The following is a 17005-nucleotide window of genomic DNA, read 5'->3' on the forward strand; positions in this document are numbered from 1 at the left end:
GTTAACTTTTTATATTAATTTACTCAAGGCTATATGAATAATGTCTGTTGTTCTTGAAAATGATGGCGAGTAGGGTAAATCAATTTGTTCCAAAGCTTCATTAACTTTTGTTCTTGATCAAATTAAACCAACTAATCCATAAATTCTTAAGACAGATTTATTCTTACCTATCATTTGCGCATTTATAATTTCTTTTGTTTTGCAATCAATAATTATTCTTAATCATAATTCTTGTTGACCAGCAACATAATTAGTATGATCTTTGTCTTTTATTAAGATTTCTTTTGTTTCTATGTTGTTCATTTGAATAAACATTTTATTTTCACCAGATCTTGCTAACTCTAAATCAAAAAATCTTATTATTGTAGTTCCTAAAGCTCCTACAAATTTACTTGATTTAATTTGATTAATATTACTTGCAATTATTTTTGCTTGTTTATTTGCAACAGTTGCTAAATAAAATGTTTTCGAGTTTTTATACAAATAGCTTAAACTGCTACAACAATCTCCTCCTGCAAAAACATTTGGAATATTTGTTTCACAATATTCATTAATTTTTATTGCACCGTTATTTTCCAATTCTAATTTCGTATTTTTCAAAAAATCTGTATTTGGTGAAACACCAATGCTTAAAATTACAACGTCACATGGTATTATTTCCCCTTTAATGGTTTTAGCACCACAAACTTTGTTGTCAGAACCCTTAATAAATTCCATTATTTCGTTTTCTTTGTATAAATTTATATTTTGACTTTTAATTTCTTGTTCGACTAATTCACTAAATTCTTCGTCAAATAAATTTTTCAAAACTCGATCAGCTTTTTCAATAATTGATATTTCAGCTTTTGTATTATGTTTAATATTCTCAACCATTTCCAAACCAATAAGGCCTGATCCAATAACTAGAACCTTGCTCATATCAGAAATTATATTTTTAATTGCAATCCCATCTTCTTTTGAATTAACAGTGAATATATTGTTAGCTTCTATATTTTTAATGTCTGGAATTATTGGTTTTGCCCCTACAGCGATAACTAAATTATCATAAAATATTTTTTCATCTTCAAAATCAACACATTTATTTTCAAAATCAATTTTTGTTGCTTTTGTGTTATTGATTATAGATATTCCAGATTTTTCAAATTTTTCGACTTGTCTTGCAATCAAAATTTCTGCATCAACAAAATTATTTCCTACAAAATATGGAATACCACAAGCACCTAGAGAAACATATTCTTTATCTTGAATAACAATTATTTCATTTTTTTCATCTAATCTTTTAAGTTTAGCTGCAACCCCCATGCCTGTTGCAGAACCACCTATAATAACAGTTTTCATTTAAACTCCTTTTTTAAAATTATTTATATTATATTCTTATTTTTTTAAAAGTAAAAAGTTATTATAAAACTATAGTTTTAATTTAATAATATATATGCCATCAAATTTAAAAAAACTATTTTTAGTTGAAATTCTCTTCTGAAAAGGTTTAAATTAATCAATGAAAGAAGTGTGAGTATGACAAAATATTTAGTATTACTTGAATCACCATCAAAGGTTGACAAAATAAAACATTATCTAGAAAAAAACTTTCCCGAAGATTCTTTTGAGGTTTTAGCTAGTGGTGGGCATATTAATAAAATTGCAGATTCAGGACCTTGAGGATTAGGAATAGATTTTCAAACAATGACTCCAACTTTTAAAATTGAGGCAACAAAGAAAAAGAATGTTTCTGAAATTTTAAAAGCCGGCAAAAAAGCAGAAAAAATTATTCTTGCTTCCGATCCAGATCGTGAAGGAGAAGCTATTGCTTGACACCTTGCAAACTTATTCACAAAAGAGAATAAGCAAATTAAAAGAATCACATTTAATGAAATTACTGAAAGTGCTATTATAAAAGCATTTGGAGAAATGAGAGAAATTGATTTAGATTTAGTTAATGCTCAAGTTTCTAGACAAATGCTAGATAAAATTATTGGATATATGGTTTCTAATTCTTTACAAAAGAGTACTGGATTATTAAGTGCTGGTAGGGTTCAAACACCTGCATTAAAAATTCTTGTTGATCGTGACAAAATTATTAAAGCGTTCGTAGAAACAGTTTACAAAAAAATATTTGTTATTGATCCAAAACAGAATGTTAAGTTATTTTTATACAAAGATGACAATAATTTAGTTGTTAATGATCCAAAAAACTATTATATTTCTGAAGAGCAAGCTAAAGTTATAAAAAATAATTTAAGTGAAAATTACAAATGTACAAAATATAAAGCTAAAGAATTTGAAGTAAGAAGTTTTAAGCCTTATTCTACAGCAAGTTTATTACAAGATGGTTTTAGTAAATTAAGAATGAGTGCTGCTCAAATTACTGTGGCCGCTCAAAAACTTTATGAAGCAGGACTTGTTACTTATATAAGAACTGACTCAAATAGATATTCAAGCGATTTTATTAAAGAAGCAAAAAAATTTATTGATAAAAATTTTAAAGGCAATCTTTTTAAAGAAGCTGTTTCTGTAAAAACTCAAACTAATGCACAAGAAGCCCATGAGTCAATTAGACCAACTGATTTAAATCAAAGACCTGAAAATATTTCTTCTCAAATTGAAGATAAGAATATGATTAGACTTTATAACTTAATATGATGAAATACTGTTAAATCATTAATGAAGGGACCAAGTGGTTTTTACCATAATTGAACTTTCTGAAATAACGGATATGAATTTAAACAAAGTTGAAAAGAAGTTTTAGATTTAGGATATAACAAGTTAGATAAATCAGAAACTGATGAAGATGTAGAACTTGATGAAAATGATGACGAAATTTCAAATGAAGAGGAAATTAAACCACCATTTGAATTTAAAGAGAATTATGTTTTTACAATTAACAAGGAGTTTATAGTTAGTGAGGACGCCAAAACTTCTCCACCAAGAATGTTTAATCAAGCAAGTTTAGTTAAAGAATTAAAGGAGTTAGGTATTGGTAGACCTTCCACTTATACTCCAACACTTTCAAAACTTAAAGAGCGTGAATATGCTATACCTCATAGAGGTAAGCCATTTGAAGTAACAGAAAAAGGTTATCAAGCAGAAGAGTTTTTATATCAAAAATATGAAGATTTTTTTAATGTAAACTACACTGCAAAAATGGAAGAAAATCTTGATGAAATTGCTGAAGGTAGTTTTAATTATAAAGACTGAATTAAAGGTATTTATGAAGAACTTAGTGAATCAGTAAAGGCACAAATTCAAGAAGCAAAAACTAGCGATATTAAATGCCCTAGATGTCATGAAGGTAGTTTAGTTTTTATCAAATCAAAATTTGGTAGAGGTAGAGGTTGTTCAAACTTTACTACTACAAAATGTGGATATCGTGAATATGAACAAAAAGATGGAACTTGATTAGAATACGTTGCAAAAGCAAAAGAAAATAAAGAAAAAGCAAAGGACTAACCCTTTACGAATTAAAATTGGAACTGCAACACTTATGAGAAAATAATCTCATAGGCATTGCAGTTTTTTTGATACAAAAAAGCAACCCCTTGACCGACTAAAGCCCAAAGGAGTTACCATGAATAATTATAAACAAATATTTTTAAAAGAAAGAACATTAATTGAATATCTATTAAATGTTCAAAATAAATCAGTTTCTTTCATAGCTAAAGAACTAAATAGAAATAGATCAACGATTTACAGAGAAATCAAAAGAAATAAAGCAGCTGTAATTTATAAAGCTAAAGATGCGCAATTTACTAGAGACATTAATAACACCTTATCTCATCAAAATGAAATAAATAAATATAAGGAATTCTTAAGATTTCTTTATGCAAATTTTAATCCAAAAAGCTTTAGTATTGATGTTTGCGTTTTTAAGGCCAAAGAACTTGGAATCAAAACCCCAACAACTCAAACTGTTTACAATTGAATTAAAAATAAACAAATAAAAATAAAATCAAAAGACTTGCTTAGACCTAGGTTTTGATGAAAAAAGTCTAGTAAATATAAGAAATATCTATGAGAAATTTCAAAAATGAACTCTATTCCAATTACTTATAGACCTAAAAATATTAATAAAAGAAAAGAAGTAGGTCATTTTGAAATAGATTTAGTTGTGGGTTCAGGTAACACTTCAAAAGCAATAATTACACTTGTCGAAAGAGTTACCCGAAAGGGTTTTGCAATTAAACTAGAAAATAAAACTATGAAACATACAAATGAAAAATTAAAAGAATTAATTGGAAAAGAAAATTTAAATATTAAATCTATCACTAAAGATAACGGTATGGAATTTAATCTTTTACATGAAGTCACACAAGAATTAAGCGTGCCACTTTATACATGTAATACGTATGCTTCTTGTGAAAAAAGCACTAATGAAAACTTTAATGGATTAATCAGAAGATATTTACCTAAGAAAACTAATTTTACAAATTTAACAGATGATAATATAATTGAAATATTAAATGAAATAAATAAAATGCCTCGTAAAATTCTGAACTACAAATCAGCTCAGGAATTTTATGAGACATTCGGTTAGAAGTATTGCACTTCCAATTTTAATTTATAAAGGACTAACCCTTTGCTTTTTTAAATTTTTAATGATTTTAGAATACTTAAAATTTCTTGTTTTTCCTTGATAGCAATTTCAAGGGTTTCATCATCTATTAAATATATTTGCTTATTAATATTATTGCAATTTATTACAAAAAAGCTTTGCAATTCAAAATCCGAAAATTTAACTTGCTTAAATCTTTCTTTTAATAATTCATTATACAAAACAACTTGTAATGCCTCCTTATTTTTTGCTAATAATTTTGTTGTTTTAATATCACCAATTACATACTTTTTAAGTTTTGAATTAATTAGCAAAATGTCCAAAGTTCCTACGTATTCTTTTCCTATTAATGATAGTTCACTTATTATTTCCCATCCTTCTGATTCAGGATAATCAATTGAAATTTTATTTAGAACTCACAATAATCACTCTTTCATTTCGGAATGAGAATTAGCTTGACAGCAGTTATTAGTTGTTCCATTATTAATAAACTCTTCAGCAACTTTATGCAAATGTAAGCCTCTTGTAATAGCAAATTCTAAAATTTCTTTCCCTTCAGGTGTTTCTGCAAATGATGTATCAAAAACATGGTGTGAAAGAAGGTCTACTAATTTAGTTACACTTGGTTTTTCAACTTCTACTCCATCTAAATAGTACTTATGAGTTCTTTCATCAATTAAAATATTTCTTCTTAGCAATTTTTGAATTTTTTTCATAATATCCACCTTGTATTTTATTTACAAAGATTATATCTTATATCTATTAAAATATTATTTTCTCTTCTTGAATTTTGATTTTATTCATTCAATTGTTCAAAAACCTTCATTTAATTTTACTGGTAAAACTAAATTTAAAATAATTCCAGTAAATGCTGCTAACCCTAATCCTGGTATATTAAATGATCCAATATCTATTCCTTCGCCAAGAACGCTAAGTACTACACCGATTACTAAAACTGTTGATGATATAAATACATTTCTCATATTCATAAAATCTGTTTTACTTGTAATCATTATTCTTACACCATTAATACTTATAAAACCAAACATAATCATTCCAACACCACCCATTACTGGTTCTGGCAACATTGAAATTATTTGGTTAATTGGAGCTACAAAAGATAATATAATTGCAATCACTGCAGCACCACCTGTCACTCATACAGATGCAACCTTTGTCATGCCAACTACTGCTGTATTTTCTCCATATGTTGTATTTGGAGGTCCACCAACTAATCCATCAAACACAATTGAAACTCCATCAGCAATTAATGTTCTATGTATTCCCGGATCTCTTACAAAATCTTTTTTAGTTATATAACCCATAGCAATGTGATCGCCTATATGTTCAGCCATTGCTATTATTGCTAATGGTGAAATTGCTAGTATCGCTGGGAAAATGTTTTTTGCTTCTTGTTTTCAAAGCGGCTTAAATGATGGATATCATTCTCACTGAGATACATCAGTTATTTTAGACGTATCAATTAATGTTGAATTTTTTATTGAAAAATGAATTATTAAACTTAATGTAAAGCCAGCTAAAATACCAATCATAACTGGAATAACTTTTGCTATACCTTTAGCTTTTAATGTTACTAGAACTGTTACTATAAAAGTAAATATTGCTATTAATGCCGCTATTCATTGAGCATATCCCTTTTTTCAATTTTCTGTACTTGTTATTCCCGCATTTGCAAGTGCAGATGGAGCAGCACTTAATCCAATTACCATAATTAATGGTCCTATAACTATAACAGGAAATATTTTTTCAATAATTTCTGTTCCTAAATAATAAACTAGTATTCCAAACAAAATATAAATCAGTCCTGCAACCATAACGGCTACAAATACTGAATTCCCATAAGCTTGATAATTCATACCAATTGCTGTCATATAAGCAAATGAGCTTCCTAAGTACATTGGGACTTTAGCTTTTGTTAAAGCTATATAAATTAGAGTTCCAACTCCTGAACAAAATAATGCCATTGATGAAGTCATTACTTCTTCTTTAGCTAACCCATTGATAATAATTGGAACAAGTACTGTTGAACCAAACATTGCAAATACGTGTTGTATTGAAAATATGAATCATTCTCCATAACTTTTTGGTCTTTCTCTAGGTTCTAAAGCTAAGCCAAATTCTTCTTGTTTTACTTCTTGCATTTTTCCTCTCTTTCTGTTTTTACAAAAAAAATAATCGTCTATAAAAGACGATTATTTGGTTGTTAAAAACTCATTATCGATTATTGTTGGTTTGTGATGTAATGCTTTTATTATTTTTTTCATATCTACCTCCAATAAATCTTAAAAATTATTATAGTTTATTTAAATAAAAAAATCTATATACCTGTCGAATTTAATTTAGTTTGCAACTCTTTATAGTTTGGACAGTATCTTTGAACAAAATGTCAAAACTCTTTTGAATGATTTGGATGAAGAATATGTGTAAGTTCATGAATAATTACGTAACTAATTATTTCATCGTTAAAATGAAGTAATTTAGTGTTATAAGCAATTTTTAACTCTTTTGGCAAACAATATCCCCATTTAGCTTTCATTAGCTTAACATTTACATTTCTAAATTGAACATTCATTTTTAGACTTCAATCAATTGTTCTAGAGATAAATCAATTTTTGTAATGTCTAGCTAATAGACTATATAACTTTTTAATTTGTTCTTCTTGATCAAAATAGTTTTTCATATAAATTTTATTATTTTCAATTTTAGATCTAGTCAGAGTTTTATCAATTATAACTTCTATTTCTTCATCAAATATCTTAACCCATGGTTTTAAAGTATTTAAATCATACACAGAAGCTATTATATGTTGATTTTGAACTGAGACTATTTTTGAAATATTTTTATAAAGAATTTTTTCTACTTCTCAGTCTGGCGTATTATGCGGTGCACTTATTCTAACTTCACCTTGTATAACTCTTAATATGATGTGTTTTTGTTCTTTATATGTAATAGTGTAACTTAGATTATTGCCTTGATAAGACAACGTTTTCTTCATTTTTAAACTATACATTGAATTTAAAGAAACAAACATCACCATCTTGCATTATGTAGCTCTTGCCTTCAAGGCGCATCTTACCAAATTCTTTAACTTTCTTTTCATCGCCTAATTCAATCAAATCTTGAACATTGTAAATATCAGCTTTAATAAATCCTCTTTCAAAGTCTGTATGAATAACTCCAGCACATTGAGGAGCTGTTCATCCTTTCTTGTATTGTCAACTTCTTGCTTCTTGAGGTCCTGCAGTAAAATATGTTTGTAAGTTTAAGGCTTTATAAGCAGCCTTTATAACTTGTTCTAGCCCAGAGTATTTTACACCTAAATCATTTAAAAATTCTGTCTTTTCTTCAACAGTTGCTTCACTTAAATCTTCTTCAATTTTTGCACAAATTTTAACTACTGATGAATTATTGTTTAAAGCAAATTCCTTAACTTGTTTAACATATTGATTGTCTTCTATTAATTCATCATCATTAACGTTTGCAACGTAAATAAAAGTTTTAGCAGTTAAAAACTGGAATCCTTTAAGAATTTTATCTTCTTCCTCATTTAACTCTAAAGTGTTTAAAAGTTTATTTTGATCTAAACATGCTTCTGCCTTTTTTAATACTTCCATTTCAGCACTAAAAGTTTTATCGCCACCACGAACTTTTGGTGTTATTCTTTCAATTCTTTTTTTAATAGTAGCTTCATCAGATAACATTAATTCTAAATTAATTATTTCAATATCCCTGATTGGATCAACGCTTCCCTCAACGTGAGTAATATCTTTGTTATCAAAACATCTAACAACTTCACAAATAGCGTCAGTTTCTCTAATATTTGCTAAAAAAGCATTACCCAATCCTTCGCCCTTTGAAGCTCCGGCAATTAAACCTGCAATATCAACAAATTCAATTGTCGTTGCTATTTTTTTCTTTGAATTAAAAATTTCATTTATTTTATCTAATCTTTCATCTGGCACTTCAACGACTCCAACATTTGGTTCAATTGTTGCAAATGGGTAATTTGCTGCTTCTACTTTTGAATTAGTTATAGCATTAAATAAAGTTGATTTACCAACATTTGGTAATCCTACAATTCCTACTTTTAAACTCATATTATTCTCCTTTTTTCTCATTTATTTCTTTTATCTGTTTGTCTAGAACACTTCTTCTTAATTCAATAAAAAGATCAAATTTATTTGTACTTCTAAACTTGTATAATGAACCAATACGAATAAGCTCTCATTTTGTTGTTCCACTTGGGTGCGGCTTTTTAAAAACTACAATATCGCCAATTTGCAATTTTGCATGCATTACTTTTTACCACTTTCTTTAACTATTTTTGCGTAATCTCTTGGATAAAGTTCTGGGGTTGAAATATTCTTTTGATAAAACAAGTTTACCCTTTCTCCAAATCCTGTATCAGGAAGTATTTGTTTATTAACCAATGTTATTTTTAATTTTTTTTCTATTTGTTTTGAGTTTTTAATTTCTTCTTCAGCTCTTGGTCCTTTTAATAAAATAGCTTGGCCATCAATTTTCAAAAATCTAACAACTAATTCCAAAATTACATCTAAATATGCAACAGCTCTTGAAATAGCAATGTCATAATTCTCATTCTCTTTTCTCGCTAATTCTTCTGCTCTATCATGTTTAGCCTCAATTTTTTTTAGATTTAATTTATCGATTACAATATTTAAGAAGTTTATTTTTTTATTATTTGAGTCAATTAAAGTTATATGTGTATCTGGGAAAAATATTTTTAAAACAATCCCAGGAAAACCTGGCCCTGTTCCTATATCAATAATTTTCTGATTACTTATTTGAAACTCTTTAGTAAAAAGTAAAGAGTCTAAAAAGTGTTTTTCATATACATCGTCTTCACTAATTATTCTTGTTAAGTTATACTTTGAATTTTCTTGCACAAGTATTTCATAATATTTAGCTAATTTTTCTTTTATTTCATTTGACGGAATAAAGCCTAAATTATTTTCAAAAATTTTTCAATTATCAAACATTAATCCATCCTCATTTCTTATTTAACTTAAATTATTATAGCATATAGTGTGTTTTTTTAGACCAAGCAAAATAAAAAGGAACTTAAGCTCCTTTTAAAATTAAAACAAATTTTTTCTTGCTTTCAAGAAATAGTCTAATCCACTATACATACTAAAAGCAACAGCAATATACATTGGTATTAAAACTAGCTGTTCTTGCCAGATTTTTATATCTGAAATTGTGTATGAGCTAATAAAGAACAACAATGATAATCCTATCATTTGAAATATAGTTTTTAATTTACCAAAAATTCCAGCTGATAATGTTATATTTTTTGAACTTAATATCATTCTAATGAAATCAACAAATATATCTCTTAAAATTAAAATCAAAGTTATTCACACAGGTATTATAGCAATATTTGACGCAAACAAAATTAATGTCGCATTAACCAATAATTTGTCAGCAATTGGATCAAAAAATTTACCAAAGTCTGTTACTTGATTATTTTTTCTAGCTAAATAACCATCTAAAAAATCTGTAAAACTTGCTATCATAAATACAATGCCCGCTAACAGCATAGTAATAGTTATATTAAATGATGAATTATCATTACCAACTATAAAATTTTTATCTCATTTCAAAATATTTGCCATAACTAGTATTATAACAACGGGTACAAGTAATAATCTTATAAACGTTAATATATTAGGCAGATTTAATTTTTGTTTTTGATTCATTTGCTAACTCTCTTAGTTCTTGGGCTTCTTTTGCTGCCATTCAGTTATTAACCTTCATGTCTTTATCAATTTCACCATCAAAACCATTTTCAAATGGATATTTCTTGAACATTCTTTCTTGTAATAATCATACAACAATTGTTGCACCTAAAGTTACAATAAATATTATAGTAAACATCATCCCGCCATTAGTTGTTCAATTCATATTTTTTTTATCTAATAATTGAGGCGCTAAAAATACAACTAATCCACATATTGTAAAGAATAAAAATAATATTGTTGAAATAACAGCGGCTGGTAAAAAATACTTAACCTTATTTACTTTTACTTTTTGAGTTTTTCTATTCACCATTGCTGCTATCATTAACACTGATATCACAATGAAAATCAATACAACACACACTGATGACATTATTCCTATATAAAACATTGGAGCTGTTAAATAACTTAAATCTGGTGAATTACCATTACTTGAAGCTGCTGAAGACATACCTTTTCATGTTCCATGACTAGTTAATGCACCAATTAAAATTAAAGCTATATAGAATGTCAAAGAAATTGCAACTTGGGTAAAAGCTGATTTTTTGAAACCATTGCCTCCTTTTTTCAAATAAATTAATTTCATATTGTGATCTGATAATAAATTTGATGTACCAAAGTGAGTAAACATATTAATATTTAGTAAGCAAATTAAAAACATAATTAAGTAAACAACAGTACTTGCTGCTTTTATTGAAGTGTTTGAAGGATTTTTGCTAAACCCTGAAAAAACTTGAATTAAAACCGCTTCAACACTACCATCTCCACCTAAAAATAAAGAAAACGCCATTAACACATAAAATAATGTTATAAATACTAAACCAGAAATAATTGCTATCGGAACTATTTCTTTGTTTTTAGCGCTCTTTTGAGTATTAGCAGTAAAAATATAGCCATCAAAAGAGAAAAGTATAGCTCCCATTCCTCCTAAAAAATTCATAAATAATAAATCTTTACCATTTGCCATACCCATTCCGTTTCCTTCTGGATTAGAACCTAAAATCGCAATTAAAAATCCTGCAAAAAATGCAATAATTAAAGGAATAAATTTAATAAACATTGCTAAAAATTGCATTTTTCTTGAAATGTTGGCAGCATATATATTTACAAATGCAAAAAATACATATAGTGAAACACCGACAATAATATAGACACTTAACAACGCCGCTGGGTTTGGAGTAATCCCAGTGAATGCAAAGAAATACGCAATTGTTAAACTCACAAATATTGATTGATAAGCCGGCATATAAATAGTGGTATATAAAACAGAAACAAATGAAGCAAATTTTCTATTAATAAATAATTTACATCAATTACTTACCGTACCGTTTCCCTCTTTTTCTGTTGATTTTGCGATTTCCATGAAAACAACAATTGAAATAACACAAACCATACCAATTGTTAATCATAAAACTGTTGCTATTCAAGGACTCTTTGTTTGACTGATTAATTCTTGGTTTTTTACATAAATTCCTGAACCAATACAAATTCCTACAATAAGCAAGAACAAGTATCAAAATTCATAAACTTTAGAACTTTTATCTTTTTTCTTAAACATAATTTTTTCTCTTTCTTTTTTTACAAGTTATAAAAAAATATATCAAAAAAAAGGCAACAAAACAAGTCATAGAAAAAAGACACATTAATTGCGCCTTTTTTAAATATTATTTTCTTTCTGATTTAACTGCTACTTCTAAAGCAATTTCAACCATTTGCATAAAGTTATTTTGTCTTTCTTCAGCAGATGTAATTTCTTTTGTTATTAAATTATCAGAAACTGTTAATAAACAGGCTGCTTGTTTTTTAGCTTTAATTGCATTTGCAAATAAAGCTACAGATTCCATTTCAACAACATCTAATTTATTTTCCTTAACAAATTCAGTTATGTCATCATGACGATAGAAAACGTCTGCTGAATGAGCTCTACCAGTTAAAGTTTTAATATTTTTGTCTGCTGCTATTTTTTCAATTAATGAATAAAGTTTTTCTCCTGCTTTAATTACTTTATCATCTATATTTGCAGCTAATTTAGCATAGTTACTATCTCCATACGCTTCTTTTACATTATATACATCATAAACTTTAATTTCTTCTTTATAACTACCCGCTGAGCCTATTCTAATAATATTTTCTACATCATAAAAATTAAATAATTCGTATGAATATATTCCAATACTTGGGCATCCCATTCCACTTCCAGCTATTGTTACTTCTATGCCTTTGTAAGTTCCAGTATACATAAACATATTTCTGACTTCATTAACTAATTTAACATTTTCCAAATATGTTTCAGCAATTTTTTTAGCCCTTAAGGGGTCTCCTGGCATTAAAACTGTTTTTGCAATTTCTTCTTTTTTTGCACTAATGTGTGGTGTCATATTAATTCCTCTATTTCTAATAATTATTTTATCTTAAAGTTTTATCAAATGGTATACCACTGGCTTGAGGCGGTGATGATCATTTCGAAGCAATAACCATAACTACAATTGACATAATAAATGGTAAAGCTCTTGGTAATGAATTTAAACCTGTTATTTTTTGACCAATACTGAACATTATTGAGAACACAATTGAGAACATAACAATTAAGTTAACTCTTCATTGACCAATAATCATAATTGCTAATGCAATAAATCCTAATCCTTGAACACTTCCATTAAAGTTTTGAAGCGATTGTGTAACAACAAACATTGTTCCAGCTAAACCTGCAATTGCTCCTGAAATTGTTATACAAATAAATCTGTATTTATTAACTTTAACTCCAGCTGCATCCAATGCGTTTGGGTTTTCTCCTGCAGCTATGTGTCTAGTTCCAATTTTTGTAAAAGTGAAATATAAACCAATACCAACTGTTATTAACATTGTAAATACTGCATAAGCAACGAAATAATTAAATGATAATAATTTTGGGCTTATTGAACCCAAAATAGTTCCACCCGTCCCAAATCCTTGGATATGAACTATAAATAGTGCAATACCTTGTGCAAGTAAATTAATTACTGTACCCGAAATTATTTGGTCTGTTTTTAGTTTTAAAACCATTAATGTTTGAAGCAATGAAAATATTCCTGCAACAACCATTGAAAATATAGCACCTATTATTAAATATAGAATATGCAAATCTTCGTAATTATTAGTTGTTTTTTTAATCATAAAGCAAAATGATACATATGCTAGTGCACCGATTGTCATAAATCCTTCAATTCCCAAATTTACAACTCCTGATCTTTCTGAAAACATTCCTGAGATAGCTCCTAAAGTGAAAACTACAAAGAAACCTAAAGCTAAACTAAATATTGCTTCCATAAAGTTTTACTACCTCCATTTGTTTTTCTAATAAATCAATTTTTAATTTTCTAATTTTTAATTTTCTAAATGTTTTCGAAGCTGATTTCGCTTGTAACTCTTTTATTTCAGCTTTATATTGATGTTTTATTTGTTTTAAGAAATTATTTGCTTCTTGTTTTGTTAAAGTGTAGTTAATTTTAAACTCTCTAATTTGAACTTCCTGTTTATTAATTAATTCCATTGCTTTTTCTTCTAACTTAGTTTTATTTTTAAGAAGTTTATCAGCAATATCACTATCAGATTTTTTTATAGCTTCTGTCATCACTTGAATTTCTGCTTCAAACAAAATAACTTGATCTAAAATTGGAAAGGTTGTTGTATTATATTTGCCTTCATAAACATTTTTAAGGCCTTTAATTGACTGTATTTTGTATTTTTCTAATTCGTTTTCAATAAAATGTTTTTTTTCATTTTTCAAATCTTTTATTCTATTTTTAATTTTTGAAAGCTTAAATGATTTTGATTCATGATATTCGTAAATAAAACTATTTAATTCTTCTTTTAAAATTTTTATATCAGCTGTTGATGATTTTATCTTTAATTTTAATTCTTTAATTTGTGATTTTTGTAAATTAAATTCTTTATTTAACAAAATTCTTTTTCTTTGTTTCTTTAACTTTCTTATTTCTGAATTTATAACCTGAATTTCAGATTTAAATTTAGGGTTTTTAATTTTATATGCTATTGTACTAAAATATTTTGTTACATTTATTTTCATTAATACTAAATACATAGTAGAAAATAAAATAATTATCCCAAACAATAAATCTGAAGTTTCTGAAGGAAGTCCCATATATTCTGGAGAATTCATTGTCAATTGAATTCCATCTTTTAAAATTGCTCATAATATCGCAACTGGCACTATTCCTATAAAGTTATTAAATGCTACTAGTGCAATTGGTATACCATCAAATCCTAGCAATGGCATAATATCATTTGTTACTGATATGTTACTTTTTAATCCAAAGTAATAAAAGAATCCAGCAGCTGATATAAATATTCCTTGTAATGCAGTTATGCCAATAATAAATGAGTTTGTTTTAATACCAGCATATTTAGCCGCAGTTGATTGCATTCCAACAACTTTATATTTATATCCTATTGTTGTAGTTTCACATACAACAAATACAAGTACTATTGAAACTAAAGCAAACACAATTGCAAATACTCATAATTGTGAACCAAAAACCTCTGGTAAGTTAGGTGAATTTAATTGTGTATCAAATTTAACAAATAATACATATTTAAGTAAGTATCAAAGAATTCAGTTAATAACTATTGAAGTTGCAACTTCATGAATATTAAATAAAACTTTTAATATACCTGTAAGTGAAGAAACTATAGCCCCTGAAACTATAAATATTAAAAATAAAAGTATTCCATAACCACCAGGCAAGTTAGAAAAATCTGAGCCTCCTGTTATTGCATTCAAAAATAAGTAAGTTATCAATAAACCACCAATTGCTTGTCCGCTTCCTCCCATGTTAAACAATTTAACTCTAAACCCTAATGCAAGGCCAAGACCTAATAAAATAAATACAGCTAGCAGTATAACTGTGCTTTCAGGTTCAACCGGTGATGCAAATGGCTTAATCATGCTACTAAAAATAAATCCAAATCCGTTCATTCCAAAACAATACAAGAATATAATCCCACATAGTAGTCCAAGAATAATTGAAATAAATGAAACTTTAACGTATGATGTTTTAGTTTTGAAGGTTGTTGATTTTATATAAGCTATGGATCTTGTTCTAAATTTTCATTGATTAATTTTTTTCATAAATTACTCCACCACTGATGAAACCATCATTTTCCCTATTTTTTCTCTTGTCGCTTCTTTACCTGAAATTTCACCAACTACTTGACCTGAATTTAAAACTAAAATACGATCTGATAATTGTAATATTTCTGATAATTCATATGATATTAATAAAATTGCTTTTCCTTCATCTTTTGCTCTTAATATTTCAGCATGAATAAACTCTATTGATCCTACATCTAATCCTCTTGTTGGTTGAAAAATAATTATAAACTCATTGTCTCTTGAAAGCTCACGACCTATAATCATTTTTTGCTGGTTTCCACCTGATAATTGCCTTGCTATTGCAAAACCAGAATCCGCGTTTCTAACATCAAACTTACTTATTATTTGCTGAGCGTTTGTTTGCATTGCTGTTTTATTAATAAAACCACGTTTACTGTATTTTTTTGTTGAAATGTCTTGAAGAGCGATATTAGTTATTAAATTAGCATCTAAAACTAAACCAAATTTATGTCTATCTTCAGGAATAAAACCCATCTTGTGCTCAATATATCTTTTTTTAATAGAATCTTGAGTTATATTTTTGTCTTTAATGAAAATTTTCCCACTTTCAACTTTTACCATTCCGCTTATTGCTTCAGCTAACTCTATTTGTCCATTGCCTTCAACACCAGCAATTCCTAAAATTTCACCCGCTTTAATTGTTGTTGAAAAGTTTTTAAGTCCTAAAACTTTATTATTGCTGTTTTTTTTGACGCTTAAGTTTTTAAAAACAATCAAGTCTTCATTATTGTTTGTCTTATGCAAATTTTTAATTTCTATAATTTTTCTTCCAACCATTGCTTCTGCAAGTTTACTTGCAGAAGTTTTTTTAACATCATATGTGCCTACATGTTGACCTTTTCTAATAATAGTTGCCGTATCTGCTACTTCTTTGATTTCAGCCATTTTATGTGTTATTAATATTATTGTTTTTCCCATGGATTTCAAATCTTTTATAACTTTTAAAAGACCATCAATTTCGGTTGGAGTTAAAACTGCGGTCGGTTCATCAAAAACCATTATTTCAGCTTTTCTATAAAGAATTTTTAGTATTTCAACTCTTTGCTTCATACCTACTGAAATATCTTTTACTTTAGCGTTCAAATCCACTTCAAGATTATACTCTTTCATTATTTTTGTTAAATCTTGAATAATTTTTTTCTTATTAATAAATTGTTTATATTTAGTTTCTTCTGTTCCTAAAATGATATTTTTTCAAATTGGAAAAATATCAATCAACTTAAAGTGTTGGTGAACCATTCCAATTCCAAGTTTGGTTGCTTTAACTGGTGAAGAAATTATTTCTTCTTTACCATTAATAAATATATTTCCTTCTGTTGGTTCATAAATTCCAAAAAGGATTGACATTAGTGTTGATTTACCAGCTCCATTTTCACCCATTAAAGCATGAACTTCACCTTTTTTAACTTCTAAATTAATATTTTTATTGGCAACAATTTTTTTATTGAAAATCATTGAAATATTTTTCATTTCTACAGCATTAATATTTTTCATGATTCTCCT

Annotated in this window: 15 protein-coding genes; 2 read left to right on the forward strand and 13 right to left on the reverse strand. The window is 27.4% G+C overall.

Annotated elements, in window-relative coordinates; all coding sequences use genetic code 4:
* Positions 1 to 9: 9 nt before the first annotated feature.
* The gene (locus tag MTABA_RS03680; protein ID WP_100679816.1) at positions 10 to 1338 is read right to left on the reverse strand and encodes an FAD-dependent oxidoreductase; all 1329 of its coding nucleotides are present in this window, start codon (positions 1336 to 1338) and stop codon (positions 10 to 12) included.
* Between the two features lie 177 nt (positions 1339 to 1515).
* Here MTABA_RS03680 and topA point away from each other — a divergent pair, with 177 nt between their 5' ends.
* Together topA and MTABA_RS03690 are read left to right on the forward strand one after the other, a co-directional pair.
* Positions 1516 to 3447, forward strand: a complete 1932-nt coding sequence (gene topA, locus MTABA_RS03685; protein WP_100679817.1) for a type I DNA topoisomerase — start codon at positions 1516 to 1518, stop codon at positions 3445 to 3447.
* A 118-nt stretch (positions 3448 to 3565) separates the two neighbouring features.
* Entirely contained in the window at positions 3566 to 4531 is a 966-nt protein-coding gene (locus tag MTABA_RS03690; RefSeq protein ID WP_100679818.1) for an IS30 family transposase, read from the forward strand.
* Between the two features lie 50 nt (positions 4532 to 4581).
* Here MTABA_RS03690 and MTABA_RS03695 read toward each other — a convergent pair whose 3' ends face one another.
* The 12 genes from MTABA_RS03695 to MTABA_RS03750 all read right to left on the reverse strand — a co-directional run bounded on the left by MTABA_RS03695 (position 4582) and on the right by MTABA_RS03750 (position 16996).
* Positions 4582 to 5265, reverse strand: coding sequence for a hypothetical protein (locus MTABA_RS03695; protein WP_100679819.1), 684 nt, complete (start codon positions 5263 to 5265; stop codon positions 4582 to 4584).
* Positions 5266 to 5319: 54 nt separating this feature from the next.
* Positions 5320 to 6711: a uracil-xanthine permease family protein gene (locus MTABA_RS03700; RefSeq protein WP_100679820.1), complete on the reverse strand. Its 1392-nt coding sequence runs from the start codon at positions 6709 to 6711 to the stop codon at positions 5320 to 5322.
* 176 nt (positions 6712 to 6887) lie between these two features.
* Positions 6888 to 7565 carry a YgjP family zinc-dependent metalloprotease gene (locus MTABA_RS03705; protein ID WP_244166539.1) on the reverse strand — a complete coding sequence of 226 codons (678 nt, stop codon included), beginning with the start codon at positions 7563 to 7565 and terminating at the stop codon, positions 6888 to 6890.
* Between the two features lie 7 nt (positions 7566 to 7572).
* Positions 7573 to 8667 carry a redox-regulated ATPase YchF gene (gene ychF, locus MTABA_RS03710; RefSeq protein WP_100679821.1) on the reverse strand — a complete coding sequence of 365 codons (1095 nt, stop codon included), beginning with the start codon at positions 8665 to 8667 and terminating at the stop codon, positions 7573 to 7575.
* 1 nt (position 8668) lies between these two features.
* Positions 8669 to 8866, reverse strand: a complete 198-nt coding sequence (locus MTABA_RS03715; protein WP_100679822.1) for a DUF951 family protein — start codon at positions 8864 to 8866, stop codon at positions 8669 to 8671.
* The gene (rsmG, locus tag MTABA_RS03720; RefSeq protein ID WP_100679823.1) at positions 8866 to 9570 is read right to left on the reverse strand and encodes a 16S rRNA (guanine(527)-N(7))-methyltransferase RsmG; all 705 of its coding nucleotides are present in this window, start codon (positions 9568 to 9570) and stop codon (positions 8866 to 8868) included. The genes MTABA_RS03715 and rsmG overlap by 1 nt, the downstream gene beginning before the upstream one ends.
* A gap of 99 nt (positions 9571 to 9669) precedes the next feature.
* A complete protein-coding gene (gene pgsA, locus MTABA_RS03725; RefSeq protein ID WP_100679824.1) occupies positions 9670 to 10290 on the reverse strand; it encodes a CDP-diacylglycerol--glycerol-3-phosphate 3-phosphatidyltransferase in 621 nt (206 codons plus the stop codon).
* A complete protein-coding gene (locus tag MTABA_RS03730) occupies positions 10259 to 11887 on the reverse strand; it encodes an APC family permease (protein WP_167373343.1) in 1629 nt (542 codons plus the stop codon). The genes pgsA and MTABA_RS03730 overlap by 32 nt, the downstream gene beginning before the upstream one ends.
* Before the next feature lie 106 nt (positions 11888 to 11993).
* Entirely contained in the window at positions 11994 to 12707 is a 714-nt protein-coding gene (gene deoD / locus MTABA_RS03735; protein WP_100679825.1) for a purine-nucleoside phosphorylase, read from the reverse strand.
* A 28-nt stretch (positions 12708 to 12735) separates the two neighbouring features.
* Positions 12736 to 13635, reverse strand: coding sequence for an ABC transporter permease (locus MTABA_RS03740; protein WP_100679826.1), 900 nt, complete (start codon positions 13633 to 13635; stop codon positions 12736 to 12738).
* Positions 13619 to 15457 carry an ABC transporter permease gene (locus MTABA_RS03745; protein ID WP_100679827.1) on the reverse strand — a complete coding sequence of 613 codons (1839 nt, stop codon included), beginning with the start codon at positions 15455 to 15457 and terminating at the stop codon, positions 13619 to 13621. Before MTABA_RS03745 ends, MTABA_RS03740 begins: the two co-directional genes overlap by 17 nt.
* 3 nt (positions 15458 to 15460) lie before the next feature.
* Entirely contained in the window at positions 15461 to 16996 is a 1536-nt protein-coding gene (locus MTABA_RS03750) for an ABC transporter ATP-binding protein (RefSeq protein ID WP_100679828.1), read from the reverse strand.
* Positions 16997 to 17005: the final 9 nt, after the last annotated feature.

Origin of the sequence: Mesoplasma tabanidae (assembly GCF_002804025.1) — a bacterium.
Taxonomy (GTDB): Bacteria; Bacillota_I; Bacilli_A; order Mycoplasmatales; family Mycoplasmataceae; genus Mesoplasma; species Mesoplasma tabanidae.